The organism is Burkholderiaceae bacterium (assembly GCA_024235995.1).
Classification (GTDB): Bacteria; Pseudomonadota; Gammaproteobacteria; order Burkholderiales; family Burkholderiaceae_C; genus Ottowia.
Genome location: JACKLI010000001.1, coordinates 2,733,080 through 2,758,991, shown reverse-complemented (window position 1 = coordinate 2,758,991; position 25,912 = coordinate 2,733,080). Strand labels below are relative to the sequence as shown.

General features: G+C 69.0%; 28 protein-coding genes and 1 tRNA gene. 19 read left to right on the top strand and 10 right to left on the bottom strand.

The features are described from left to right. The first annotated feature begins 91 nt into the window (after nt 1-91). The 19 genes from plsX to H6927_13130 all read left to right on the top strand — a co-directional run bounded on the left by plsX (nt 92) and on the right by H6927_13130 (nt 17,909). Entirely contained in the window at nt 92-1,123 is a 1,032-nt protein-coding gene (plsX, locus tag H6927_13220; protein ID MCP5219057.1) for a phosphate acyltransferase PlsX, read from the top strand. Nucleotides 1,124-1,144: 21 nt separating this feature from the next. Further along, nucleotides 1,145-2,125: a ketoacyl-ACP synthase III gene (locus H6927_13215; GenBank protein ID MCP5219056.1), complete on the top strand. Its 981-nt coding sequence runs from the start codon at nt 1,145-1,147 to the stop codon at nt 2,123-2,125. A 62-nt stretch (nt 2,126-2,187) separates the two neighbouring features. Then, complete coding sequence (fabD, locus tag H6927_13210) at nt 2,188-3,138, top strand: ACP S-malonyltransferase (protein MCP5219055.1); 951 nt, start codon at nt 2,188-2,190, stop codon at nt 3,136-3,138. Nucleotides 3,139-3,153: 15 nt separating this feature from the next. Further along, nucleotides 3,154-3,906, top strand: coding sequence for a 3-oxoacyl-ACP reductase FabG (gene fabG, locus H6927_13205; protein ID MCP5219054.1), 753 nt, complete (start codon nt 3,154-3,156; stop codon nt 3,904-3,906). 102 nt (nt 3,907-4,008) lie between these two features. Beyond that, the gene (gene acpP, locus H6927_13200; protein MCP5219053.1) at nt 4,009-4,245 is read left to right on the top strand and encodes an acyl carrier protein; all 237 of its coding nucleotides are present in this window, start codon (nt 4,009-4,011) and stop codon (nt 4,243-4,245) included. Between the two features lie 6 nt (nt 4,246-4,251). Further along, nucleotides 4,252-5,496 carry a beta-ketoacyl-ACP synthase II gene (fabF, locus tag H6927_13195; protein ID MCP5219052.1) on the top strand — a complete coding sequence of 415 codons (1,245 nt, stop codon included), beginning with the start codon at nt 4,252-4,254 and terminating at the stop codon, nt 5,494-5,496. 45 nt (nt 5,497-5,541) lie between these two features. Then, a complete protein-coding gene (locus H6927_13190) occupies nt 5,542-6,030 on the top strand; it encodes a hypothetical protein (GenBank protein MCP5219051.1) in 489 nt (162 codons plus the stop codon). 30 nt (nt 6,031-6,060) lie between these two features. Further along, nucleotides 6,061-6,687 (top strand): RNA polymerase sigma factor RpoE, encoded by a 627-nt coding sequence (rpoE, locus tag H6927_13185; protein MCP5219050.1) that lies wholly within the window; start codon nt 6,061-6,063, stop codon nt 6,685-6,687. A gap of 18 nt (nt 6,688-6,705) precedes the next feature. Then, complete coding sequence (locus tag H6927_13180; GenBank protein ID MCP5219049.1) at nt 6,706-7,332, top strand: sigma-E factor negative regulatory protein; 627 nt, start codon at nt 6,706-6,708, stop codon at nt 7,330-7,332. Between the two features lie 38 nt (nt 7,333-7,370). Next, entirely contained in the window at nt 7,371-8,423 is a 1,053-nt protein-coding gene (locus H6927_13175) for a MucB/RseB C-terminal domain-containing protein (protein ID MCP5219048.1), read from the top strand. A gap of 209 nt (nt 8,424-8,632) precedes the next feature. Further along, nucleotides 8,633-10,150, top strand: coding sequence for a DegQ family serine endoprotease (locus H6927_13170; GenBank protein ID MCP5219047.1), 1,518 nt, complete (start codon nt 8,633-8,635; stop codon nt 10,148-10,150). A 494-nt stretch (nt 10,151-10,644) separates the two neighbouring features. After that, nucleotides 10,645-12,453: an elongation factor 4 gene (gene lepA / locus H6927_13165; protein ID MCP5219046.1), complete on the top strand. Its 1,809-nt coding sequence runs from the start codon at nt 10,645-10,647 to the stop codon at nt 12,451-12,453. Then, nucleotides 12,453-13,421, top strand: a complete 969-nt coding sequence (lepB, locus tag H6927_13160; protein MCP5219045.1) for a signal peptidase I — start codon at nt 12,453-12,455, stop codon at nt 13,419-13,421. The genes lepA and lepB overlap by 1 nt, the downstream gene beginning before the upstream one ends. A gap of 14 nt (nt 13,422-13,435) precedes the next feature. Continuing rightward, complete coding sequence (locus tag H6927_13155; GenBank protein ID MCP5219044.1) at nt 13,436-13,804, top strand: DUF4845 domain-containing protein; 369 nt, start codon at nt 13,436-13,438, stop codon at nt 13,802-13,804. A 22-nt stretch (nt 13,805-13,826) separates the two neighbouring features. After that, on the top strand, nt 13,827-14,510 hold the full coding sequence (gene rnc, locus H6927_13150; protein MCP5219043.1) for a ribonuclease III: 684 nt from the start codon (nt 13,827-13,829) through the stop codon (nt 14,508-14,510). Beyond that, the gene (gene era, locus H6927_13145; GenBank protein MCP5219042.1) at nt 14,507-15,502 is read left to right on the top strand and encodes a GTPase Era; all 996 of its coding nucleotides are present in this window, start codon (nt 14,507-14,509) and stop codon (nt 15,500-15,502) included. The genes rnc and era overlap by 4 nt, the downstream gene beginning before the upstream one ends. A 308-nt stretch (nt 15,503-15,810) precedes the next feature. Next, nucleotides 15,811-16,722: a DNA repair protein RecO gene (locus H6927_13140; GenBank protein ID MCP5219041.1), complete on the top strand. Its 912-nt coding sequence runs from the start codon at nt 15,811-15,813 to the stop codon at nt 16,720-16,722. After that, nucleotides 16,719-17,456 carry a pyridoxine 5'-phosphate synthase gene (locus tag H6927_13135; GenBank protein MCP5219040.1) on the top strand — a complete coding sequence of 246 codons (738 nt, stop codon included), beginning with the start codon at nt 16,719-16,721 and terminating at the stop codon, nt 17,454-17,456. The genes H6927_13140 and H6927_13135 overlap by 4 nt, the downstream gene beginning before the upstream one ends. 57 nt (nt 17,457-17,513) lie before the next feature. After that, complete coding sequence (locus tag H6927_13130) at nt 17,514-17,909, top strand: holo-ACP synthase (GenBank protein ID MCP5219039.1); 396 nt, start codon at nt 17,514-17,516, stop codon at nt 17,907-17,909. Here H6927_13130 and H6927_13125 read toward each other — a convergent pair. The 10 genes from H6927_13125 to fdhE all read right to left on the bottom strand — a co-directional run bounded on the left by H6927_13125 (nt 17,906) and on the right by fdhE (nt 25,874). Continuing rightward, complete coding sequence (locus H6927_13125) at nt 17,906-18,211, bottom strand: DsrE family protein (GenBank protein MCP5219038.1); 306 nt, start codon at nt 18,209-18,211, stop codon at nt 17,906-17,908. The two genes, H6927_13130 and H6927_13125, sit on opposite strands and share 4 nt — an antisense overlap. Next, complete coding sequence (locus tag H6927_13120) at nt 18,174-19,589, bottom strand: ISL3 family transposase (GenBank protein MCP5219037.1); 1,416 nt, start codon at nt 19,587-19,589, stop codon at nt 18,174-18,176. Before H6927_13120 ends, H6927_13125 begins: the two co-directional genes overlap by 38 nt. A 24-nt stretch (nt 19,590-19,613) precedes the next feature. Next, a complete protein-coding gene (locus H6927_13115) occupies nt 19,614-20,009 on the bottom strand; it encodes a hypothetical protein (GenBank protein MCP5219036.1) in 396 nt (131 codons plus the stop codon). Between the two features lie 66 nt (nt 20,010-20,075). After that, the gene (locus tag H6927_13110; GenBank protein MCP5219035.1) at nt 20,076-20,498 is read right to left on the bottom strand and encodes a hypothetical protein; all 423 of its coding nucleotides are present in this window, start codon (nt 20,496-20,498) and stop codon (nt 20,076-20,078) included. Between the two features lie 64 nt (nt 20,499-20,562). Then, the gene (locus tag H6927_13105; protein ID MCP5219034.1) at nt 20,563-20,712 is read right to left on the bottom strand and encodes a hypothetical protein; all 150 of its coding nucleotides are present in this window, start codon (nt 20,710-20,712) and stop codon (nt 20,563-20,565) included. Further along, entirely contained in the window at nt 20,709-21,176 is a 468-nt protein-coding gene (locus tag H6927_13100; GenBank protein MCP5219033.1) for a glycine cleavage system protein H, read from the bottom strand. The genes H6927_13105 and H6927_13100 overlap by 4 nt, the downstream gene beginning before the upstream one ends. A 194-nt stretch (nt 21,177-21,370) precedes the next feature. Next, nucleotides 21,371-21,463 (bottom strand) — tRNA-Sec (locus H6927_13095). Between the two features lie 7 nt (nt 21,464-21,470). Continuing rightward, entirely contained in the window at nt 21,471-23,384 is a 1,914-nt protein-coding gene (selB, locus tag H6927_13090; GenBank protein ID MCP5219032.1) for a selenocysteine-specific translation elongation factor, read from the bottom strand. Between the two features lie 7 nt (nt 23,385-23,391). Next, on the bottom strand, nt 23,392-24,876 hold the full coding sequence (locus H6927_13085; protein ID MCP5219031.1) for an L-seryl-tRNA(Sec) selenium transferase: 1,485 nt from the start codon (nt 24,874-24,876) through the stop codon (nt 23,392-23,394). Further along, the gene (gene fdhE, locus H6927_13080; GenBank protein MCP5219030.1) at nt 24,876-25,874 is read right to left on the bottom strand and encodes a formate dehydrogenase accessory protein FdhE; all 999 of its coding nucleotides are present in this window, start codon (nt 25,872-25,874) and stop codon (nt 24,876-24,878) included. The genes H6927_13085 and fdhE overlap by 1 nt, the downstream gene beginning before the upstream one ends. Between the last annotated feature and the right edge of the window lie 38 nt (nt 25,875-25,912).

Genomic DNA, 25,912 nt, shown 5'->3' with positions numbered 1-25,912 from the left:
CTACACCTGTAGCCTCGGGCCTGTGTCGTTGGTGGCGCATATTTCCTGACCGAATCAGCGGGTGCCCGCGCAGGCATTCGCGGGAGCTTGCATGATCGTTCTGGCTGTCGATTGCATGGGCGGTGACCATGGGCCCCAGGTCACCCTGCCAGCCTGCCGCCAGTTTCTCGATCGCCATGCCGACGCCCGCGTGCTGCTGGTCGGCCAGCCCGAGGCCCTGGGCGCCTTTCGCCACGAGCGCGCCAGCGTGGTCGCCGCCAGCGAGGTGGTGGGCATGGACGACGCCATCGAGGTGGCGCTGCGCAAGAAGAAGGACTCGTCCACCCGCGTGGCGATCCAGCAGGTCAAGGACGGCGTGGCGCAGGCGGCGGTGTCGGCCGGCAACACCGGCGCGCTGATGGCCATCGCGCGCTACCTGCTCAAGACGCTGGACGGCATCGACCGGCCCGCCATCGCCACCCAGATTCCCAACGCCAAGGGCGGCGCCACCACCGTGCTGGACCTGGGCGCCAACGTGGACTGCACGGCCGAGCACCTGCTGCAGTTCGCCGTCATGGGCTCGGCCCTGGTGTCGGTGCTCAACAACGATCCGCAGCCCACGGTGGGCCTGCTCAACATCGGCGAGGAGGCCATCAAGGGCAGCGAGGAGATCAAGCGCGCCGGCGAGCTGCTGCGCGCCGCCGCCACCACGGGCGACCTGAATTTCGTCGGCAACGTCGAGGGCAACGACATCTTCAAGGGCACGGCCGACATCGTGGTGTGCGATGGCTTTGTCGGCAACGTGGCGCTCAAGACCATCGAGGGCCTGGCCTCGATGATTGGCGGCTTCATGAAGGAGGAGTTCTCGCGCAACCTCCTGACCAAGGCCTCCGCCCTGGTGGCCTACCCGGTGCTGCGCGCGCTCAAGCGCCGCATGGACCACCGCCGCTACAACGGCGCGGCCCTGCTGGGCCTGCGCGGGCTGGTGTTCAAGAGCCACGGCTCGGCCGACGCGCTGGCCTTCGAGCAGGCCATGGCCCGCGCGTATGATGCAGCGCGCAACCAGTTGCTGGAGCGCGTGCAGGGCCGCATCGCCCATGCGCTGCCCCTGCTGCAACCCCGGGCCGCTGGCGCCGGGGCCTGATCAAGATTTCAAGCAAGACCGATGACGCGACGCTTTTCCCGCATCACGGGCACCGGCAGCCACCTGCCCGCGCGCCGCGTGACCAACGACGATCTGGTGGCCGAGCTGGCCCAGCGTGGCGTCGAGACCTCCGACGAATGGATCGTCGAGCGCACCGGCATCCACGCCCGCCACTTTGCCGCGCCCGGCGAGGGCGCCAGCGACTTGGCCGTGCCGGCCGCGCAGGCCGCGCTGCAGGCGGCGGGCCGCCAGGCGTCGGACATCGACCTCATCATCGTCGCCACGTCCACGCCGGACATGGTGTTTCCGTCCACCGCCGCCATCGTGCAGCACAAGTTGGGCATCGCCGGCTGCCCGGTGTTCGACGTGCAGGCGGTGTGCAGCGGCTTCATCTACGCGCTGACGGTGGCCGACGCGATGATCGCCAACGGCACCGCCACGCGCGCGCTGGTGATCGGCGCCGAGGTGTTCTCGCGCCTGCTCGACTTCAACGACCGCGGCACCTGCGTGCTGTTCGGCGACGGCGCCGGCGCCGTGGTGCTGGAGGCCAGCGACGCGCCCGGCATCCTGGCCACCGACCTGCACGCCGACGGCAAGCACGTGGGCATCCTGTGCGTGCCCGGCCATGTGTCGGGCGGGCAGGTGCTGGGCGATCCGCTGCTCAAGATGGACGGGCAGGCGGTGTTCAAGCTGGCCGTGGGCGTGCTGGACAAGGCCGCGCGCGCGGTGCTGGACAAGGCCGGCGTGCAGGCGAGCGACATCGACTGGCTGATTCCGCACCAGGCCAACATCCGCATCATGCTGGGCACGGCCAAGAAATTGCACCTGCCGCCCGAGAAGGTGGTGGTGACGGTGCACGAGCACGGCAACACCTCGGCCGCCTCGATCCCGCTGGCGCTGGACCACGGCGTGCGCGCCGGCCAGGTCAAGCCGGGCCAGACGGTGCTGCTGGAGGGCGTAGGCGGCGGCTTCACCTGGGGTGCAGTACTCCTTAAAATGTAGCTGACTGCGCTTGATCGATGCGGGCTGAAGCCCTGTTTGATTCATATTTGGTATCCGAAGCCATGACTTCCTTTGCTTTTGTCTTCCCCGGCCAGGGCTCGCAGTCCGTGGGCATGCTGGACGCCTGGGGCGACCACCCCGCCGTGCGCCAGACGCTGGCTGAGGCTTCCAGCGCGCTGGGCGAGGACGTGGGCGCGCTGATCGCCGCCGGCCCCAAGGAGGCGCTGGCGCTCACCACCAACACCCAGCCGGTGATGCTGGTGGCCGGCGTGGCCTGCTGGCGCGCCTGGCGCGCCGAGGGCGGGGCGCTGCCGGCGGCCGTGGCCGGGCATTCGCTGGGCGAGTATTCGGCCCTGGTCGCCGCCGAGGTGCTGAGCCTGGCGCAGGCAGTGCCCCTGGTGCGCCTGCGCGCCGCCGCCATGCAGCAGGCGGTGCCGGTGGGCACGGGGGCCATGGCCGCCATCCTGGGTCTCGATGCTTCTAAAGTGATAGCTGGTTGCGCGGATGTGACGCAGGCCATGGGGCAAAACAGTGCCGAAGTGGTGGAGGCCGTCAACTTCAACGACCCGGTGCAGACCGTGATCGCTGGCAGCAAGGCCGCCGTGGACAAGGCCTGCGAAGTGCTCAAGGGCCTGGGCGCCAAGCGCGCGCTGCCGCTGCCGGTGTCGGCGCCGTTCCACTCCAGCCTGATGAAGCCGGCGGCCGAGCAGCTGAAGGCCGCGCTGGAAAAGATCGAGCTGGCCGCGCCGAGCATGCCGGTCATCAACAACGTGGACGTGGCGGTGGAAAATGACCCGGCCCGCATCCGCGACGCGCTGGTGCGCCAGGCCGCCGCCCCCGTGCGCTGGGTCGAGTGCGTGCAGGCCATCAAGGCGCGCGGCATCACCCACGTCGTCGAATGCGGCCCCGGCAAGGTGCTGGCCGGCATGACCAAGCGCATCGACGCCGAACTGGTGGGCGCCAGCCTGTACGATCCGGCGACGCTGGCCGAAGTCAAGACGCTTCTGGCCTGAAGGAGAACCATCGACATGGCAGACACGACCCCCATGGCCGGCCAGGTGGCCCTGGTGACCGGCGCCTCGCGCGGCATCGGTGCCGCCGTGGCGCAAGAATTGGCCGCGCGCGGCCTGAAGGTGATCGGCACCGCCACCACCGACGAGGGCGCGGCGCGCATCGGCGCGGCGCTGGCCGCTTACCCCGGCTGCCGCGGCGCGGCGCTGAACGTGAACGACCTGGGCGCCGCCGAGGCCCTGATCGACGGCATCGTCAAGGACCACGGCGCGCTGCACGTGCTGGTCAACAACGCCGGCATCACGCGCGACATGCTGGCCATGCGCCTGAAGGACGAGGACTGGGACGCGGTGATCGACACCAACCTGAAGGCGGTGTTCCGCCTCTCGCGCGCCGTCATGCGCCCGATGATGAAGCAGCGCTACGGCCGCATCGTCAACATCACCAGCGTGGTCGGCGCATCGGGCAACCCGGGGCAGGCCAACTACGCGGCGGCCAAGGCCGGCGTGGCGGGCATGACGCGGGCGCTGGCGCGCGAGCTGGGCAGCCGCGGCATCACCGTCAACTGCGTGGCGCCGGGCTTCATCGCCACCGACATGACGGCGGCGCTGTCCGACGAGCAGAAGACGGCGCTGACGACGACGATCCCGCTGGGCCGCCTGGGCCAGCCGGCCGACATCGCGCACGCCGTGGCCTACCTGGCCAGCCCCGACGCCGGCTACGTGACGGGGCAGGAGCTGCACGTCAACGGCGGCATGTTCATGGCGTGAGCATCAACCCAGGCCAGCCCTTTTCTTCATCCGGTACAACCGGCCGTTTCGGGCGCAAGCCCGGGTAAAATCCGCATCTTTTACAACCCTCAGAGGGAACCCATGAGCGATATCGAAGCACGTGTCAAGAAAATCATCGCCGAGCAGCTCGGCGTGGAAGAGTCCCAGGTGACCAACGAGAAGGCCTTCGTGGCCGACTTGGGCGCCGACTCGCTCGACACCGTCGAATTGGTGATGGCGCTGGAGGACGAATTCGGCATCGAGATTCCCGACGAGGACGCCGAGAAGATCACCACGGTGCAGGCCGCGATCGATTACGCCAACAGCAAGAAAGCCTGATCGCCCATGAGCCGGCGCCGAGTCGTCGTCACCGGATTGGGTTGCGTCAGCCCCGTGGGCAACACGGTGGCCGAATCCTGGGCCAGCCTGCTGGCCGGGCGTTCGGGCATCGACGCGATCACGCAGTTCGACGCTGCGGCGTTTGCCTGCCGCTTCGCGGGCGAGGTCAAGGACTTCAAGGTCGGGGACTACATCCCTGAAAAAGAAGCCCGCCACATGGACCGCTTCATCCACCTGGGCCTGGCCGCCGCGGCGCAGGCGGTGGCCGATTCGGGCCTGCCCACGGGCGATGCCCTCAGGCCCGAGCAGGCCGAGCGCATCGGCTGCAACATCGGCTCGGGCATCGGCGGCTTGCCCTTGATCGAGGCGACGGCGGGCGAATACGCGGCCCGCGGTCCGCGCCGCATCTCGCCCTTCTTCGTGCCGGCCTCGATCATCAACATGATCTCGGGCCACGCGTCGATCCGCTTCGGCTTCAAGGGCCCCAACATCGCCACCGTGACGGCCTGCACCACGGGCCTGCACGCCATCGGCCTGTCGGCGCGCATGATCCAGTACGGCGATGCCGACGCCATGGTGGCCGGCGGGGCCGAATCCACCGTCTCGCCGCTGGGCGTGGGCGGCTTTGCCGCGGCGCGCGCGCTGTCCACCCGCAACGACGACCCCAAGACGGCCTCGCGCCCCTGGGACAAGGACCGCGACGGCTTCGTGCTGGGCGAGGGCGCGGGCGTGGTGGTGCTCGAGGAATACGAGCACGCCAGGGCCCGCGGCGCGCGCATCTACGCCGAGCTGATCGGCTTCGGCATGAGCGGCGACGCCTACCACATGACCGCGCCCGACGTGGACGGGCCGCGCCGCTCCATGGTCAATGCCCTGCGCGACGCCGGCGTCAACGCCGACCAGGTGAACTACCTCAACGCCCACGGCACCAGCACCCCGCTGGGCGACGTCAACGAGACCAACGCCATCAAGGCGGCGCTGGGCGACGCGGCGCGCCGTGTGGTGGTCAACTCCACCAAGTCGATGACCGGCCACCTGCTGGGCGGCGCCGGCGGCATCGAGAGCGTGTTCACCGTGCTGGCCATTCACCACCAGAAGAGCCCGCCCACCATCAACATCTTCAGCCAGGACCCCGAGTGCGACCTGGACTACTGCGCCAACACGGCGCGCGACCTGAAGATCGACGTGGCGCTGAAAAACAACTTCGGCTTCGGCGGCACCAACGGAAGCCTGGTGTTCCAGCGCATCTGACGGCGTGGGCGGCGCTGGCCTGGCGCTGCCTGCGCGGCGAACCTCATGCACGCTGCCCCTGCCGTCACCCATCCCACCGGTCGCACACCGCAGCTGGCAGCCCTGCTGCTGGGCCTGTGGGCCCTGGGCTTGGCGGCCGAGGTGGTAGCGCTGATGCTGCAGCCGAGCCTGGCCGCCCCGGGCTGGCAGGCGGCCGCGCTGCTGGGCGCGCCGCTGCTGGCGGGCGCCGCCTTGGCCCGCTGGTGGCGGACCCAGCGCCCGCGGCGCTTGAGCTGGGACGGCGCGCAGTGGCGGCTGGACCCCGGCGCCGCGGATGCATGGGGCGACCTCGCCGTTCAGCGGGTGGAGGTGCGCCTGGACCTGCAATGGGCCCTGCTGTTGCGCGCGAGCGGCCCTGAGCTGGGGCGCGGCCGCTGGCTGTGGGCGCAGGCCGGACGCGATGCGGCCGGCTGGCACCTGCTGCGCTGCGCCGTGCATGCTGGCACGCCGGCACCGGCCTCGGCCGCCGATCTGGGGGAGGGCGCGCGGGCCTGAGCGCTTGTAGCGCCGGGCTGCGGGCCGACCGTGTCGGTGTCATCCTCCACTCCACCCCCCGAAAACGAAGCGCTGCTGGTGCAGCGCGCCGCCGCGGGCGACGCCCGGGCCTACGAGTTGCTGGTCATCAAGTACCAGCGCCGGATCACGCGCCTGATCGGGCGCCTGGTGCGCGACGTCGACCTGGTGGACGACATCGCGCAGGAGACCTTCATCCGCGCCTGGCGGGCGCTGCCGAAGTTTCGGGGCGACGCGCAGTTCTACACCTGGCTGTACCGGATCGCCGTCAACACCGCCAAGAAGGCGCTGCTGGAGCTCAAGCGCGACCCGATCGTCACCGAGGCGGCGCTGCGTTCGGTCGACGACGACGATGAAACTTCGCGCCGCGAGAACGAACTAATTTCCGAGTCCACGCCGGAATCCGAGCTGGCGGCCCGGGAAATCGCCGCCGCCGTGAATGCCGCCATGGAAGCCCTGCCCGAGGATTTGCGCCAGGCCATCACCTTGCGCGAGATCGAAGGCCTGAGTTACGAAGAGATTGCCGAGACCATGAACTGTCCCATCGGAACCGTACGCAGCCGGATCTTCCGGGCGCGTGAGGCGATCTCGGCCAAGGTCAAACCCTTGCTCAGTCACCAGTCCGGCAAACGCTGGTGACGCTGGAGGTGTGTCGTCATGAACTGCGATCGTGAACAGATTTCTGCCCTGATGGATGGCGAGCTGACGCCCGCGCAGGCCGCGGCCGTGCTGGCGTCGGCCGACGACGTGCAGGCCCGCGAGAGCTGGCACCTGTACCACCTGATCGGCGACGTGCTGCGCGCGCCCGACTTGGGCGACGGGCGGGGCGACGCGGCCTTCGTGGCGCGCCTGCGCCAGCACCTGCCGCCGCAGGAGGCGCCGCAAGGGCTGGCCATCGCCCCGGCGGTGAGCGTGGTGGCCGAAACGCGGCACGATGCGGCCAACGACGGCGTGTTTCGCTGGAAGATGGCGGCCGGCTTCGCCTCGCTGGCGGCCGTGGCGGCCATCGGCTGGGGCGTGCTCGGCGGCATCGGCCCGCAGGCGCCGGCGGGCGGGGCGAAGCTGGCCCTGAGCACGAGTCCGGCGGTGCCCGCCGCGGCCGTGGTGCCGGTGGCCGACCAGAGCCTGGCGGCCGCGACACCGGCCCCCGCCGCGCCCGTGATGCTGCGCGACCCCGAACTCGACCAGTTGCTGGCCGCGCACCGCCAGGCGGCCGGGGTGTCGGCGTTCGGCAACACGGCGGGCTTCCTGCGCGCCGCCACGTTCGAAGGGTCCGCGCGTTGAACCGGCTGGCCGGGGAGGGCGCCGAGCGCCTGGCAAGCTTGGCCGACGCGCCGTGGCGCCGCGGCTGGATGCGCCGCATGAGCGCGCTGGCGCTGCTGTGGTGCGCCGGCGGCGTGCTGAGCGCGGCCGCCGCGCAAGGCGCGTTCGGCGGCGGCTCCGGCCGGCCCGTGGGGCCGCCCCAGCGCAGCGTGGACGAATGGCTGGTGCGCCTGCAGCAGGGCTCCAGCGTGCCGTCCTTCGTCGGCACCTACGTGGTCAGCGCATCCAACGGCGCCATGGCCAGCGCGCGCATCTGGCACCTGTGCCAGGGCGACGTGCAGCTCGAGCGGGTCGATGCGCTGTCCGGCCCGCCGCGCTCGAGCTTCCGGCGCAACGACGAGGTCAGCCTGCTGCTGCCCGACGCCCACGTGCTGCGCTCCGAACAGCGCGCGCCCGGCGGGCGCTTTCCCAACCTGCTGCGCCCCGGCGCCGACCAGGCCGCGGCCCAGCACTACACGGCCGAGGAGACGGGCCAGGACCGCGTGGCCGGCATGGTCACCGACGTCGTGGTGCTGAAGCCGGTCGATCCGTGGCGCTTTGGCTACCGCATCTGGAGCGAGCGCCGCACGGGCCTGGTGTTGAAGACCCAGACGCTGGACGCCGCCGGCAAGGTGCTGGAGCAGTCGGCGTTTTCGGAGGTGCAGCTCGATCCGCCGCAGCAGGCCGTCAAGACCCAGCTGGCGATGCCCAGCACCGAGGGCTGGCGCAACGTGCGCATCGAGCGCGTGCGCATCGACGCCGCGCGCGAAGGCTGGCGCCTGGAGCAGCCGGTGCCCGGTTTCGAGCCGCAGGGGTGCTTCCGGCAGTCGATGGGTGCGTCCAGCTCGGTCGTGCAGTGGGTGTTTTCGGACGGCCTGGCGACGGTGTCGGTGTTCATTGAGCCGTTCGACGCCAAGCGCCACGTGCATGCCGGGGTGTCCAGCCTGGGCGCCACGCATGCCATGAGCCGCCGCTGGCCCGGCGCCCAGGGGCCCTGGTGGGTCACCCTGATCGGCGAGGTGCCGCGCCAGACCCTGACCGCGCTGCTGGACAACCTCCGGCATGACAAATGAAACACCCCCAGTCTCCACACGCTGCGCGTTGTTGCGCCCGGTGCTCGCCGCCAGAGGCGGCGGCCCTTCGGTCTGTCCAGACCTGCGCAGGCAGGTCTGGAGCCGCAGACCTCAGCCCCCTCAAGGGGCATCGCCTCTGGTCGGGGAAACCCCGACCACGGCGCTCGCTGGCGTGGCCTGCTCCGCGGCTCTTTGGCTCTTTGCGTTTCATGCGCAAATGGATCATTGACATGATGAAAACCGCTGTCTCCAGTCGAACCCGGCTCGCGGGCCTGATCGTGCCGCTGCTGATGAGCGCTGGCGCCTGGACCGCCGCGCTGCCCGCGTTGGCCCAGCCGGCGCCCGTGGTGCGCACCCTGCCGGACTTCACCGACCTGGTCGACCAGGTCGGCCCGGCGGTGGTCAACATCCGCACCATGGAGCGGGCGAGCGCCAAGGGCAGCGAGGACGGGGCGATGGACCCCGAGATGCAGGAGTTCTTCCGGCGCTTCTTCGGCGTGCCCATGCCCAACCTGCCGCGCCCCGGCCGGCCCAACCGGCCGGCGCCGCAAATGCCCGACGAAGAGGTGCCGCGCGGCGTGGGCTCGGGCTTCATCCTGTCGGCCGACGGCTATGTCATGACCAATGCGCACGTGGTCGATGGCGCCGACGAGGTCATCGTCACCCTGACCGACAAGCGCGAGTTCAAGGCCCGCATCGTGGGGGCCGACAAGCGCACCGACGTGGCGCTGGTCAAGATCGCTGCCACCGGCCTGCCGTTCGTCAAGGTGGGCGACGTGGGCCGCCTGCGCGTGGGCGAGTGGGTGATGGCCATCGGCTCGCCCTTCGGGCTGGAGAACACCGTCACCGCCGGCATCGTCAGCGCCAAGCAGCGCGACACGGGCGACTACCTGCCCTTCATCCAGACCGACGTGGCCGTCAACCCCGGCAACTCGGGCGGGCCGCTGATCAACATGCGCGGCGAGGTGGTGGGCATCAACAGCCAGATCTACTCGCGCTCGGGCGGCTTCATGGGCATCTCGTTCGCCATTCCCATCGACGAGGCCATGCGCGTGAGCGATCAGCTGCGCGCCAGCGGCCACGTCACGCGCGGGCGCATCGGCGTGCGCATCGACCAGGTCACGCGCGAGGTGGCCGAGTCCATCGGCCTGGGCAAGCCGCAGGGGGCGCTGGTGCGCAACGTCGAGAGCGGTTCGCCCGCCGAGAAGGCCGGGGTCGAGGCAGGCGACATCATCGTTCGCTTCGACGGCAAGACCATCGACAAGGCGAGCGACCTGCCGCGCCTGGTGGGCAACACCAAGCCGGGCACGCGCAGCACCTTGACGGTGTTTCGCCGTGGCCAGAACCGCGACCTGAGCATCACCATCGCCGAGCTGGAGCCCGATACGGTGGCGGCTGCCGGCGGCAAGCCGGCCGCGCGCGGCAGCGAGCCGGCCAAGGCCGCCGGCACGGTGCAGGCCCTGGGCGTGACGGTGGCCGAGCTGAGCGACGCGCAGCGCAAGGAGCTCAAGGCCAGGCACGGCGTGCGCGTGACGGCGGTGGCCGACGCCGCCGCGCGCGCCGGGCTGCGCGAGGGCGACGTGATCCTGGCCGTGGGCAACACCGAGGTCGCGAATGTGCGCGAGTTCGAGGCCGCCGTGGCCAAGGCCGATCGCGGCAAGCCGGTCAACATGCTGGTGCAGCGTGGCGACATGGTGCAGTTCGTGCTGGTTCGGGCGGCGCGCTGAAGGGAGGCCGGATCGGCGCCGAAAAACCCCAGGAAAGAGTCGAGTTTGACGGGTTTGCCACGGCCGGCGAGCCGGCCAGGCGGCTGGCAAGGGGTTCGAAGGGCGCCGGCCCATGTGGATCAAGCGCCGGGCGCTCAGATGAAGTTCGGTAAAATCGAGCCCGACGTTCTACGCATTTCGGCATATCACGGCGGGTTGAGCCCACGATGCGCAAAGCGCCGTGCTTTTTCACAAGGTGTGCACGTTCAAATCACAGCTTGTTCACGGCACTTGATGCGAAAACTGTGGATAAGTTGTTGATGAATTTTCCGTTGTGACCTCGCAACGCCCTCGCCATTTGTATTTTCGATCTTGGCACCCGCGGTTTTTGCCTACAATGAAGCTCCAACCATCGCAGTTGCCATAGATTGTTGGTTGAGGGCGCGTCACATTCAGGACGCGCCCTTTTTTCATGCGCGATCAAAGCGCAATCAATTACTTGCCCTCGTTCGTTGATGGATCACATCAGAAATTTTTCAATCATCGCGCACATCGACCACGGCAAATCGACGCTGGCCGACCGCCTGATTCAGCGCTGCGGTGGACTGGCCGAGCGCGACATGCAGGCGCAGGTGCTCGACTCGATGGACATCGAGAAGGAGCGGGGGATAACCATCAAGGCACAGACCGCGGCGCTGCAATACACGGCGCGCAACGGGCAGGTCTACAACCTCAATCTGATCGACACGCCGGGCCACGTGGACTTCTCGTACGAGGTCTCGCGCTCGCTGTCGGCGTGCGAGGGCGCGCTGCTGGTGGTCGATGCCTCGCAGGGCGTGGAGGCGCAGACGGTGGCCAACTGCTACACCGCGCTCGAGCTGGGCGTGGAGGTGCTGCCGGTGCTCAACAAGATGGATCTGCCGCAGGCCGATCCGGAAGGCGCCAAGGCCGAGATCGAGGATGTGATCGGCATCGACGCCAGCGAGGCGATCGCCATCTCGGCCAAGACCGGCATGGGCATCGACGACGTGCTCGAGCAGATCGTGGCCAAGGTGCCGGCGCCGCGCGGCAAGCCCGATGCGCCGCTGCGTGCCATGATCATCGACAGCTGGTTCGACGCCTACGTGGGCGTGGTGATGCTGGTGCGCGTGGTCGATGGCGAGCTGAAGAAGGGCGAGCGCTTTCGCATGATGGCCACCGGCGCCGCCTACGAGGCCAACCAACTGGGCGTGTTCACCCCCGCCAACGTGCAGCGCGAGCAGCTCAAGGCCGGCGAGGTGGGCTACATCATTGCCGGCATCAAGGAGTTGAAAGCCGCCAAGGTAGGTGACACCATCACCATCGACAAGAAGCTGCCCAACAACCTGGGCCCGGCAAGCCAGGCGCTGCCCGGCTTCAAGGAGGTGCAGCCGCAGGTGTTTGCCGGCCTGTATCCGACCGAGGCCAACCAGTACGACCAGCTGCGCGACAGCCTGGAAAAATTGCAGCTCAACGACTCGTCACTGCGCTTCGAGCCCGAGGTCAGCCAGGCGCTGGGCTTCGGCTTTCGCTGCGGCTTTCTGGGCCTGCTGCACATGGAGATCGTGCAGGAGCGCCTGGAGCGCGAGTTCGACCAGGACCTGATCACCACCGCGCCCAGCGTGGTCTATCAGGTGGAGAAGGGTGACGGCGAGGTGATCCTGGTGGAGAACCCGGCGAAGATGCCCGACCAGGCGCGCATCCAGGAAATCCGCGAGCCCATCGTCACCGTGCACCTGTTCATGCCGCAGGACTACGTGGGCCCGGTGATGACGCTGTGCAACCAGAAGCGCGGCGTGCAGCTGAACATGCAGTACCACGGCCGCCAGGTGATGCTGACCTACGAGCTGCCGCTGGGCGAGATCGTGCTGGACTTCTTCGACAAGCTCAAGTCCGTCAGCCGCGGCTATGCGTCGATGGACTACGAGTTCAAGGAGTACCGCGCCTCCGACGTGGTGAAGGTCGACATCCTGCTCAACGGCGAGCGCGTGGACGCGCTGTCCATCATCGTGCACCGCAGCCAGGCGCAGTACCGCGGGCGGGCGGTGGCCGCCAAGATGCGCGAGATCATCAGCCGCCAGCAGTTCGACGTGGCGATCCAGGCGGCCATTGGCGCCAACATCATCGCGCGCGAGAACATCAAGGCGCTGCGCAAGAACGTGCTGGCAAAATGCTACGGCGGCGACATCACGCGCAAGCGCAAGTTGCTCGAGAAACAAAAAGCAGGCAAGAAACGCATGAAGCAGATCGGTTCGGTCGAGGTGCCCCAAGAGGCATTTCTGGCCATTTTGCAGGTGGAGGAATGATGCCCATCCTCACCGCCATCATTCTGGCTGCCTTCGTGGGCTACGCCGCGGCCTGGTACACCGGGTCGATCGAGGGCAACTTTGCCCTGCTGCTGTTTCTGGCCACCGTCGTCACCGGCCTGTACTGGCTGGCCGACCGCTTCATCTTTCTGCCGCGCCGCCGCGCCGCCGCCCAGGCGCTGACCGAGCAGCGCGCGCGCCGGCGCGCCGAGCTGGCGGCGCAGGGCATCAGCAAGGTCGACGACGAGGACCTGGACGGCGCGCGCGAGCGCCTGCTGGCCCAGCCCTGGTGGCTGGACTGGACGGCGGGGCTGTTCCCGGTCATCCTGATCGTGTTCATGCTGCGCTCCTTCGTGGTCGAGCCGTTCAAGATTCCGTCCGGCTCGATGATCCCGACGCTGCTGGTGGGCGACCTGATCCTGGTGAACAAATTCACCTACGGCTTGCGCCTGCCGGTGGTCAACACCCAGGTGACGCAGGGCAGCCCCATCCAGCGGGGCGACGTGGTGGTGTTCCGCTACCCGCCCAAGCCCAGCGTGGACTACATCAAGCGCGTAATCGGCTTGCCGGGCGACGAGGTGTCTTACCTCAACAAGCGCCTGACCATCAACGGCAAGGAAGTGCCCCAGGCGGCGGTGTCGGACTTCTTCGACGAGTCCAGCATGGAGTACTTCAAGCAGTTCAACGAGCAGCTCGGCGACGTGCACCACGACATCATCGTCGACACGCGCCGCGCCGCCTTCATCGGCAACCCGGACCAGTTCCCGTACCGCGACCAGTGCCGCTACAGCATCGAGGGCGTGACCTGCAAGGTGCCGGAGGGGCACTACTTCATGATGGGCGACAACCGCGACAATTCGCTCGACTCGCGTTACTGGGGTTTCGTGCCCAACGGCAACATCGTCGGCAAGGCCTTCTTCGTCTGGATGAATTTCGGCAACCTGGGCCGCATCGGGCCCTTCAAATAATGGGGAGAGCACACATGAAGCACACGTCACCCGCGTCGCAGCGCGGCATCTCGTTCATCGGCCTGCTGTTTCTGGGCGTGGTGCTGGCCTTCGTGGCCATCGTCGGCGCCAAGGTGGTGCCGACCGCGAGCGAGTACATGTCCATCGTCAAGGCGGCCAAGAAGGCCGCGGGCGACGGCGACACGGTGCCGGCGGTGCGGGCCTCCTTCGACCGCACGGCCTCGGTGGACTACATCACGTCCATCACGGGCAAGGACCTGGACGTCACCAAGGTGAACGACAAGGTGGTGGTGCGCTTTGCCTACGACAAGGAAATCCCCTTGTTCGGCCCGGCCTACCTGCTGATCAAATACCGGGGCTCTTCGGCCGGTGGTTACGACTAAGAAAAAAACCGCAGGGCCGGCGCTGCCCCCCGAGCTGCAGGCCCTGCAGCAGCGCTTGCACCATCGCTTCGCCAACCCGGCCTTGCTGCAGCGCGCGCTGACGCATCGCAGCCATTCGGCCGACCACAACGAGCGCCTGGAGTTCCTGGGCGACTCGGTGCTGGGGCTGGGCGTGGCCCACATGCTGTACGAGGCCCTGGGCGACGGCGCCGAGGGCGACCTGTCGCGCCTGCGCGCTCAGCTGGTGCGCCAGGACAGCCTGCATCGCCTGGCGCTCGAGCTGGGCCTGCCGCCTCTGCTGCGCCTGGGCGAGGGCGAGATGCGCTCGGGCGGCCAGCGCCGGCCCTCGATCCTGGCCGATGCACTGGAGGCCATCATCGGCGCCGTCTATCTGGACGGCGGACACCTTGCTGCCGACGCGCTGATCCGCCGCCTGTTCGAGCGGGTGGAGATCACGCCGGCCCTGTCGGCCGCCGCCAAGGACGCCAAGACCAGCTTGCAGGAATGGCTGCAAGGCCGCAAGATGCATTTGCCGCAGTACGAAGTGGCCCAGGTGCTGGGCGCGGCGCACCAGCAGACCTTCGAGGTGATGTGCCGCATCGCCGAGCTCGATCTGCAGGCCCTGGGCCAGGGCCCCTCGCGCCGCGCCGCCGAGCAGGACGCGGCAGCAGCCATGCTGCGGCAGCTGGAAACACGTTCATCATGATTGCTACTGAAAAAATAGCTGATGGCGCACATCCCGAGCGCGCCGAAGACCCATCGGGCTTGAAATCGCCCGAGGCCGCCACGGCCCAGCGCTGCGGCCTGATCGCCATCGTGGGCCGGCCCAACGTGGGCAAGTCCACGCTGCTCAACGCCCTGGTGGGCCAGAAGATCAGCATCACCAGCCGCAAGGCGCAGACCACGCGCCACCGCATCACCGGCATCCGCACCGTGGCCGATGCGCAGGGCGGCGGCACGCAGTACGTGTTCGTCGACACGCCCGGCTTTCAAACCCGCCACAGCAGCGCGCTCAACAAGTCGCTCAACAAGACGGTGCTGGGCGCCATCGACGGCGTGGACCTGGTGCTGTTCGTGGTCGAGGCCGGCAACTTCACCCTGGGTGACGCCAAGGTGCTGTCGCTGCTCAAGCCCGGCACGCCGACGCTCCTGGTGGCCAACAAGCTGGACACCGTGCACCGCCGCGCGGAGCTGGCGCCTTGGCTGAAGGGCATGCAGGAGCGCCACCCCTTTGCCGAGTTCGTGCCCCTGTCGGCCAAGAACCCGCGCGACGTGGCCCGGCTGCTGGAGGTGTGCGCGCCCTACCTGCCCCAGCAGCCCTGGTGGTACGGCGAGGACGAGCTGACCGACCGCAGCGAAAAGTTTTTGGCCAGCGAGGTGGTGCGCGAAAAGCTGTTTCGCCTGACGGGCGACGAGCTGCCCTACACCTCCACCGTGGTGATCGACCAGTTTGCCGAGGAAAAAAGCCGTGCGCACGGCCGCCTGGTGCGCATCGCCGCCACCATCGTGGTCGAGCGCGACGGCCACAAGGCCATGATCATCGGCGAGAAGGGCGAACGCCTCAAGCGCATCGGCACCGAAGCACGCCAGGAGCTGGAAAAGCTGATGGACTGCAAGGTGTTCATCGAGCTGTGGGTCAAGGTGCGCTCGGGCTGGGCCGACGACGAAGCGCGCGTGCGCAGCTTTGGCTACGAATAACGCGGGCGGCCCATGCGCCTGTGGACGCTGCATCCGGGTTATCTCGATCCCCAGGGCCTGGTGGCGCTCTGGCGCGAGGCGTTGCTGGCGCAGGCCGTGCTGGCCGGGCGCACGCAAGGCTACAGGCATCATCCCCAGCTGCAACGCTTTGCCGCGCAGCCCGACGCGCTGATGGCCGTCAACGCCTATCTGGCCGAGGTGCTGGCCGAATCGCAGCGCCGGGGCTACCGTTTCGATGCGAGCAAGGTTCCTCCGGTGCCTGCGCCAATGTCCTTGATCGCTGCCACGACGGGGCAGCGCGACCACGAATGGCGCCACCTGCGCGCCAAGCTGGCCGCGCGCAGCCCGGCCTGGCACGCCCGCTGGGACGGGGTGGACACGCCGCGCCTGCACCCGCTGTTTCGTCTGGAGCCCGGTGGCGTGGCCGACTGGGAGCGGCCTTGAAACGCGTCCTGCACGAGCCGGCCTACGTCCTGCACCACTACGACTGGAGCGAGTCCAGCCTGATCGTGGAGGCGTTCACGCGCAGCCACGGCCGCATGGCGCTGGTGGCCAAGGGTGCCAAGCGGCCCTCGTCCAACTTCCGTCCGGTGCTGCTGCCGCTGCAGCCCCTGCTGCTGTCCTGGGGCGGCGAGGGCGAGATCCGCACGCTCAAGGGCGCGGAGTGGGGCGGCGGGCTGGTGATGCCCACCGGCGACGCGCTGCTCTCGGGCTACTACGCCAACGAGTTGCTGATGAAGCTGCTGGCGCGCGAGGACGACCACCCCCGCCTGTTCGATGCCTACGCCGCCCTGGTGCACGTGCTGGCCGCGCCCGAGGCCGAGGCCCTGGGCGCGGCGGCCCTGCGTGCCTTCGAGCTGCTGCTGCTGCGCCACACCGGGCACCTGCCGGCGCTGGACGTGCAGACCCTGACCCTGGCGCCGCTGCAGGACGATGGGCGGTATCGCCTGGTGCTGGAAGGGGGCCTGCGCGCCGCGCACGGCGACGACGAGGCCTGGCTGGCTGGCGCGGACTGGAACGCCCTGTCTGCCGCACTGGACGAGCATGCCGCCTTCACCGCGGCCTTGCAGGCAGTGGCCAGCTGGCCCGCCGCCGAGCAGGCTCGCCTGCGCCAGCAACTGCGCGCGCTGCTGCACTACCATTGCGGCGGCAACACCTTGCGCACGCGCCAGCTCATGCTGGAGGTGCAGCGCCTGAAATCCCCGGTGGCTTTCTCATGACCGTCCAGCTGTCCGTCAACGTCAACAAGGTTGCCCTGGTGCGCAACACGCGCCACCTGGGCATTCCCAGCGTCACCCGCGCCGCCGAGCTGTGCCTGCAGGCCGGCGCGCAGGGCATCACCGTGCACCCGCGGCCCGACCAGCGCCACATCCGCCCGCAGGACGTTTATGAGCTGGCCGAGTTGATGAAACGCTGGCCGCGCGCCGAGTTCAACATCGAGGGCAACCCCACGCAGAACCTGCTGGAGTTCATCCGCCGCGTCCGTCCGCATCAGGCCACCTTCGTGCCCGACAGCGAGGCGCAGTTCACCAGCGACCACGGCTGGAGCTTTCCGCAGGACGCCGAGCGCCTGCGGCCCTTGATTGCCGAGTGCCGCGGCCTGGGCGCGCGCGTGAGCCTGTTCATGGATCCCATCCCCGGGCAGATGGCCGCCGCGCGCGCCGTCGGTGCCGACCGCGTCGAGCTGTACACCGAGCCCTACGCGGCCGCCTGGGGCTCGCACGACCAGGCGGCGCAGCTGCAGCGCTACGCGGCGGCTGCGCAGGCCGCGCTGGACGTCGGCCTGGGCGTCAACGCCGGGCATGATTTGAACCAGGACAACCTGCCGGCCTTCGTGCGCGCCGTGCCGGGCCTGGCCGAAGTTTCCATCGGCCATGCCTTCGTGGCCGACGCGCTGGAGCTGGGTTATGCGGCCACCACGCAGGCGTATCTGCGTTGCTGCGAAAAGTCCTGATTTGATAGCTGCTTGCCCGCATTGCATGTGGACCCAAGGGCTTTTTGGTTTGAATCCATGATCCACGGCATCGGCACCGACATCTGCGACGTGCGCCGCATCCGCGCCAGCGTCGAGCGTCACGGCGAGCGCTTTGCGCAGAAGATTCTGAGCGAGGCCGAGCTGGCCGTGTGGCACCGGCGCAGCGCCCGCTGGCCCGAGCGCGGCCTGCGCTATCTGGCCACGCGCTTTTCGGCCAAGGAGGCGTTCAGCAAGGCCGTGGGCCTGGGCATGCACCTGCCCATGCACTGGCGCCGCTGCGAGATCGGCAACGCCCCCGGCGGTGCGCCCTGCATCGTGCTGCACGGCGAGCTGAAGACGTGGTTCGAGGCGCAGGGATTGACGGCGCACATCACCCTCAGCGACGAGAGCGACTACGCGGTGAGTTTTTGCGTGGTGGAGCGCCTGGCTTAAAACACCAGCACGCGCCAGTCGCGGTCGATGGCACGGGCCATGAACTGCACCGCGCCGCCTCGCTGCACGCCCGGCATCAACTGAGCTGCCTCGATGCCTTGGGCGTGCAGTGCGTCGCTGCAGGCAAACAGTTGCGCGCCCAGCGCCGTGGCCTCGCGCAGGTTGTCGGCGATGGTCTTGTCCACTCGGGGGCTGGCGCGCAGGCCGGCGGCCACGCCGGGCAGCAGCAGGCGTACGCTGGCGGCGCTGAAGTAGATCTCCAGGCTATCCGGATTTCTGTGTTGAAGGAGGCTTCCGGTGATTGAGTGCCTCCGTGTGGAAACCGACGTTGCACAGCCCGCAAATGAGCTGCTGCCGGCGGGTGTTGCCGCGCACCAGAACGACCACGTTCGCCTTGTCGTCCTTGGTCCGTCCCAGCTCGCAGCCGCAGCTCTGGCACCGGTTGCCCTGTTCCCGCTTCAGGAGCTGCAACTGGGTGGGGTTGGCAGGGTAGACGGTCGCCAGCCGCCACGGCTCCAGCGGCCCCTTGCCGTACAGGAGACGGGCGCGCAGCACCTCGAAGGTGTACCCCCGGCCCTGCCGGTTGATGGTCTTGGCGACCCCGTTCAGCGCCTCGGTGTAGGCGTTGGTGATGGGGTGGTCGAAGTACGCCAGAATCTCCGTCCGCCAGTTCTTCATGGCGGTCGTGAGAGTCTTGAAGTCCGCCTTCAGGCTGGCTGGGATGGTCCCCGGGAAGGCGTCGAAGGCCGCCACGGCCTGCGCCTTGGGCAGGTCGTAGATGTTGTAGAACGCCTCTTTCAGCCCGTAGGCGGCGGCCAGCTCGGGCTCGTTGGCCAGCCACATGTCCAGATTGAACCGGCCCTTCTCGGCCAGCTTGGCGTACCGCATGTTCAGCATCGCCTTGGACTGGAGCCACAGGCGCCGCTCGCCAGCCTTGCGCTGCTTCTGGAGCCGGATGCGGACCCGCTCCATGCAGTAGTTCGCCATGCGGACGACGTGGAACTTGTCGATGACCACCGGTCGGCCAGGGAACATCTGGTGCGACACGTCCCGGTACGGCCGCCACATGTCGATGGCCACGCCCTTGACCCAGTGCCGGTCCTTGAACCGGTGCAGCCACCCCGCCAAGGTCGCCTTGTCCCGGTCCGGCAGCATGTCGAGGATGCGGCGCTCCCCGATGTCCGTCAGGACGCAGCGCATCTTCCCGTCGATTTGGGTCTCGTCGATGCCCAGCCAGTCTGGCATCTCCGGCCGGTGGCTGGCCTCCAGTTCGGCCATGTACTCCGCCCCCAGCGTCCGGACCGTCTTGTCGTCGCACCCCACGTTCTCCGCGATGCGGGTGAAGGTGTCCCGCAGGCTGTGGGCCTTGATGTAGGTGGCGCAGCGCTCCGTCATGCGCCGGCCCTCCAAGATGCCGCCCAGCGGCTGCAGGAAGGTCTCCTTGCAGGAGGTGCACCGGTATCGCTGGACCTTCGCCCGCAGCTTGGCCGGCTTCCCGCGCATCGGAATGTCGACGTAAGTAGTAGCTTTGGTGCCGTGCCGGTAGATGCAGTCGAGGGTGCCGCACTTTGGGCAGGCGGTAGGCATGGGCAGCGGGTACTCCGCCTCCAGCACGTCCGCCCCGTCCTCCTCGGTGCGACCCAGCACCGTCCAGCCCTTCAGGTCGAGGATGTCCGTCATCCCCGGATTGTCGTGTGGATGGGGTCACCGCTTGTCAATGGCGGCGAGGTACTTGGCTCGGGCGGCGTTGGCTCCCGCTGCGTAGTCGGTATCACCGTCACAGCGGTCGGAAGCGATGACAGCCCGGATGCGAGACAGCTCGCGCACCAGCATTTGCTGGGTGAAGGTGGCAATCCACACCGGCACATCGTTCTCCAAGACCGTGCCCTTGATGTACTTGGGGAAGGCGGGCTTCTGCCGGACGAGCTGCTCGGCAGCGCCCAACACGTCCTGCCAAGCCGGCAGCGCCGGCCTCTGGGGCGTGTCGATGCCCATTGGCGGGTCGCACACCTCCTCTTTGCCATGCTTCGCCATCGTCTGCCGGGCCAGTTTCCTTGCAGCGTCAATCTTGGCCAGCGCGCCCTCGTAATTCTCGTTCATAGCAGGAACCTCAGGATGAACCACGCGCAGTACAGGGCTGCGCAGATGAAGAAAAAGGCAGTCAATTCACTTCTCTCGGACCAAGACTTGAGCCGCCCGGAGAACCTCGCGTGCGAAGGTGCTGGGCAGGATATTCCCCGCCGCATCGAACGACCGACCCAAGCAGTCGGCCACATCTTGGTCCGTCAGCCGAGGCATCCGGTCATCGCATCCGTTCGCGCAGGAGCCCGTCTCGTTGCAGTAGTCTGCGTGCGGACATGGGCCGGTGGTCGCCTCGCCGTGATGCCACAGGAATGCGCAGTAGGCCGCCACATCCAGTGGGTCCCCTTTTGCAACGTGCTTCCGCAGTTCCTTGCGACACTCGCCCATCCAGTCGTCAGTCGCCCACCCGTCGGAGTAGCCGTACTTCTCCTCTGCGGCGGCGAGTTTTTCCTTCAGAGCTGCGGCGAACCGGTCCACAAGGGCGGCGGTCTTAGGATGCAGTTTCACTTGGTTTCCTTTCCACACGAAAATCCGACTCAGGAGGATACTGCATGGTCACCTGTTCCACAAGTTATTCCGGAGAGCCGATCTCCACCGGTACGTCCATGGCAGCGGCGGCGGCGGCGTGAAAAAACGGCGTGGCCAGGCGCTCGGGCACGCTGGCGTCGGCTGCCCACAGCAGGATGGCGACGCCGGCAACGCTGTGTTCGGCAAAGCTCATGGCTGGGCTTTGGGTGCCGTGCTGGTGGCAGGAATCAGCTCGGACGCAAAGCGCCGCGCATGCTCGGCCATGGCTTCGCTGGCCGCCGCGCCATGCAGCAGTTGCGCCTGATCGGTGGCGAAGTCGTCCAGCCGCAGGCGCGCGATCCAGCCCGCGCCGTAGGGGTCGCGGTGCACCCAGTCGGGCCGGTCTTCCAGTGCGGGGTTCACCTCGACAATCGTGCCGGTGACGGGTGACTTGACGGCCACGATGGACTTGGACAACTCCACCACCGCCACCGTACTGCCTTGCACCACCGCGCTGCCCACGCGCCTGGGCCGGCACATGTAGATCTCGCCCGACAGCGCGATGCCCAACTGCGTGATGCCCACCGTGGCCGTGCCGTCGCCCTGCACCCGCGCCCAGACCTGATGCTCGATCAGCACGTGCAGATCGGCGGGCAGGGTGATGAGCGAGGAAGTCAAGGCGTTACTCATAGCCGTGACCCAGACCATATCTATCGTCAGCAGCGCAAACACCCAAAGAGCCAAAAGGCCGCGAAGCAGGCCATGCGCGTAAGACCCTGGCCGGGGTTTCCCCGGTCAGAGGGCGTGCCCCCTCCAAGGGGGGAGGCGCAACATCGCGAAGCGAGTGGAGTCTGGGGGTGGACACGTCCAGGCGGAAAGGCATGGGAGTCGAACCCACCCGGCGGCGCTTGGCGCCACCCACCGGGTTTGAAGCCCGGCCCACCCACCAGGATGGTTGCCTTTCCGTTTTGATCATTGCAGTAGTGCGCTGTCGGCCCGCAGGCGGTGCGTGTCGCCCACGCGCCGGGTCAGGCCGATGCGGTCGAAGTATTCCAGAACTTGAATGGCCCGCTTGCGCCCCAGGCTGGTGGCGTCGCGAAAGTCGGCGGCCTGCACCTCGTCGGCGTGGCTGGCGGCCACCTGGCGGGCCAGCGCGGCCAATTGCTGCATGGCGGCGGCCGGATAGAACAAATCCTTGACGACCTGGTGCAGTTCGCCGCGCCGCGCCAGCCGCGCCAGGGTGGTGCGCACCAGCGGCTCGGGCTCGTGGGCGTCGCGGGCCAGGTCGCGCGCCCAGGCGCCCTCGAAGCCGGCGGCGTGCAGCGCGGGGGCCACTTTTTGCGCGATGCGCGTTTCGGTGGCCGACAGCTCGGCCCCGTGCGTGGGCAGGTGCAGCACCGGGCCATGGCGCTGGATGCGGCCTTGCGCGGCCAACCGCGCCAGCAGCACCTGCCACAGCGGGGCGGGCAGGCGCGGCGCGGCCAGGCGGCGCAGGCGGGCGGCGTCGGGGCCCAGCTCGTCGGGCTGCTGGTCATGAAAGGCCTGCAGCGCGCCCAGCGTGGCGGTGGCGCATGCTTCGGTTTGGATAGCGCCCAGCGCAAACCCATCGTGCGCCAGCGTATCGGGGGGCAGATCGGCGTGCGGGGGCTGTGCCAGGCCTTGGGCGGCGGCAAAGCGGGTCAGATCAACACCATGAGGGGCGACGGCCAGCAGGGCGTGCAGGCGCTCACTGGTGCTGGGCTGGCGCAAGGCTTGCAGCTCGGCCAGGCGCTGCGGCGTGCGCCGGTAGCGCGTGGGGGCGAAGGGGTCGAGCACCATCGCGCCGGCCAGGGTGCGGCTGGCGGCGGCGTCGCGCAGCAGCACGCGCTCGCCGTGCCAGGCGCCCACCGGGGCGGCCAGCACCAGTTGGGCCAGCGCGGTGCCGCCGGGGGGCAGGGCGTCGGTATCCAGCAGGGCCACGGTGGCGTTGACGTGCGCCGCGCCAATGTGGGCCTGCACGTGCGCGCCCGAGCGCAGGGCCTTGGCTTCGCCCGGCCACAGGTGCAGGCGCACGTCCATGCGTGTGGTCGCGATCGCCACGGCGGGGTCGGTCAGCCATTGGCCGCGCGTGACGGCGTCGCGCTCGATGCCGGCCAGGGCCAGGGCGCAGCGCTGGCCGGCGTGGGCGCTGGTGACGGCCTGGTCCTGCGCGTGCAGGCTGCGCACGCGGGCGCGCAGGGGCTGGCCGCGCTCGCCGGGCAGCAGGGCCAGCTCGTCGCCCACGTTCACCGTGCCGGCGTGGATGGTGCCGGTGACCACGGTGCCGATGCCCGCCAGGGTGAAGGCGCGGTCGATGGCCAGGCGAAAGGCGTTTGGGTCTTTTGGGCCTGCAGCCGGCGCGGATGTTGCGCGATTCGCTTCAAAAAGAAGAGCGCGCAGGGCGTCGATGCCGGCGCCGGTGTGGGCCGACACGGCGACCATGGGCGCGTTGGCCAGCGGTGTGTCTTGCAACAACGCGGCCATCTCGGCCTGCACCGCCTGCACACGCTCGGGCGTGGTGCGGTCGCTCTTGGTGATGACGACGGTGCCGTGCGCGATGCCCAGCAGCGACAGCACGGCCAGGTGCTCCAGCGTCTGCGGCATGGGGCCGTCGTCGGCGGCCACCAGCAGCAGGGCGTGGGCTATGCCGCTGGCGCCGGCCACCATGGTGTGCACCAGGCGCTCGTGGCCGGGCACGTCGATGAAGCCGATGCGCTCGCCCGTGGGGGTGTCGAGGTAGGCGTAGCCGAGCTCGATGCTGATGCCGCGCTTTTTTTCCTCGGGCAGGCGGTCGGTGTCCACGCCGGTGAGGGCGCGCACCAAGGTGGTCTTGCCGTGGTCGATGTGGCCGGCGGTGCCGATGATCATGGCGCTATCAATCGGAGAGCTGCTTGCGCAGATTGGATGCCGGCAAGAGGCCGATTTGATCCAAAAACAGGCTGGCATCCTCGAGGCAGCGCAGGTCCAGCAGCAGGCGCTCGTCCTGGATGCGGCCAATCACCGGCGTGGGCAATTGGCGCAGCGCCTGGGTCAGTTGCAGCAGAGCACGGCCAGCGCCTTTTTTGTCGACCGGGGCAATGGCTAGGCCCGCCGAAGGCAGGCGCTCGACGGGCTGCGAGCCCGAGCCGATCTGGCTGTGCAGCGCCACGGTGCAGGCGGCAAAGCGCGGCGCCAGCGCGGCCAGCACGGCGGGCAGCACGGCCTGGGTGGTGGCCTGGATGTCGGCCAATGGGCGCGTGAGCAGGCGCAGCGTGGGCAAGTCTTGCGTCAGGCGCTCGGGCCGCAGGTACAGGCGCAGCGTGGCCTCCAGCGCGGCCAGGGGCAGTTTGCTCAGGCGCAGGGCGCGCTTGAGCGGGTGCTTGCGGATACGCTCAATGGCGGCGCGGGTGCCGACGATCAGGCCGGCTTGCGGGCCGCCCAGCAGCTTGTCGCCGCTGAAGGTGACCACGTCGCAGCCGGCTTCGATCATCTGGCGCGGCGTGGGCTCGCGCGGCAGGCCGTGCGCGCCCAGGTCGATCAGCGCGCCGCTGCCCAGGTCGGTCACCAGGGGCAGGCCGTGCGCGTGCGCCAGGGGGGCGAGCGTGGCCTCATCCACCGCGGCGGTGAAGCCCTGCACGGCGTAGTTGCTGGTGTGCACCTTCATCAGCAGCGCGGTGCGCGGGCCGATGGCACGCTCGTAGTCGGCCCGATGGGTGCGGTTGGTGGTGCCCACTTCCAGCAGGCGCGCACCGGCGCTTTTCATCACGTCGGGGATGCGAAAGGCGCCGCCGATTTCGACCAGCTCGCCGCGCGAGATGACCACCTCCTTGCGCGCGGCCAGCGCCGCCAGCACCAGCAGCACGGCGGCCGCGTTGTTGTTGACCACGGTCGCGGCTTCGGCGCCGGTCAGCTCGCACAGCAGGGGCTCGATGAGGTGGTCGCGCTCGCCGCGCCCGCCGCTGGCCAGCTCGTATTCGAGGTTGTTGGGCGCGGCCATCAGCGCCTGCACCTGCGCCAGCGCGTTGGCGGGCAAAAGGGCGCGGCCCAGGTTGGTGTGGATGACCGTGCCGGTGAGGTTGAGCACGGCCCGCATGCGCGGGGCCAGGTGGGCTTGTACCTGCTGCGCCAGGGCGGCGGCGAGGGCGTCGGGCGCGATGCGCGGTGCGGGCAGGGTGCCGGCCACGGCCTGCTCGCGCAGCTCGCCCAGCAACTGGCGCGCCTGCGCCGCCACCAGGGTGTGGCCATGTTCGGCGATGAGGACGGCAACTGAAGGCAGGCGCAGCAGCCTGTCGAGCGCGGGCAATTCGTGCGGCTGGGCTAGGGCCTGGGCACTGCGGGAGGCCTGCGAACCGTGGACCACGGATTCTTCGGGCCGGGGCATCAGGCAGGCTCCGGCGTAGCGGGTTCGCTGTCGCCAAACAGCAGCAGCAAGTTGGTGCCGTGGCGCTGGTAGCCGGCATCGGACACCAGCAGATCGAGCGTGAGTGTGGCCAGGTCATCGGCCACGGGCTCGACATGCGCGTTGCGCTCCTGGTGCACGATTTTCAGGTAGTGATGGCAGGCCTCGCAGGTTTCGGCTTCGACCGCGGCGCGTGTGGCGGGGGCGCCAGTTTCTTCGGCCGCCTGCAGCGCCTGGTACCGAATGTCCTTGTGCGTGCCGCAGTGGCTGCACTGCACCATTTCCAGGCGCCACTGCGAGCTGCACACTGAGCAATGCAGGTAACGTTGGCCTTTAAAGCCCTGGCCCGAGCGGGTGATGCTGGCCGTGGGCAGGCTGCCGCAGCAGGGGCAGCGTGAGCGGTCGGCGGGGGCATCGAAGGCCTTGGGGTGGGCGGCGGCGGTGGCTGCCGCCCACTGCGCCCAGTACAGCTGCAGTCCGGCGGCGATGAAGGGCGCAGCGGCCAGGTCCAGGCCCAGGGTGATGCCAGCCAGCAGGCGGTCGGCCTGCTGCTCCAGCGTCGCATCGGGCAGGGCGATGACGGCCTGCACGGCGGCGCGGGCCGGGCTGTCTGCGGGCAGCTTGTTCAGCACTTGGCTCAGCGCGGCACGCAGCCCGGTGCGCCAATGGGCCAGACGCGCCCCCTGTCGGGGCAACAGCAGCGGCTGGTCGCTGATCTGCGCAGCAGCCAAGGCGTTGGCATTGGGCGCTTCGGGGGTGGGCTGGGTCTGCGCGCGCTCATGCAGGGCCTCGCACACCACGGCCATCAGCAGCAGGTAGTCGCGCAGGGCGTGCCCGGCTGCAAGCTGGCGCAGGCGCAGCGCGCGTTCGGCAAACAGCGTGGCCGGCCTGGGTGCGATGAAGGGCGGAATGTCGATGCCCGCGCGCAGAACGATTTGCTCGGGGGAGGGCAGCTCGGGTGGGGTGCTTGGGGTGGTCAAGGCAATGAAAACGGCCGTCGATGCGGGGCACCGGCCGG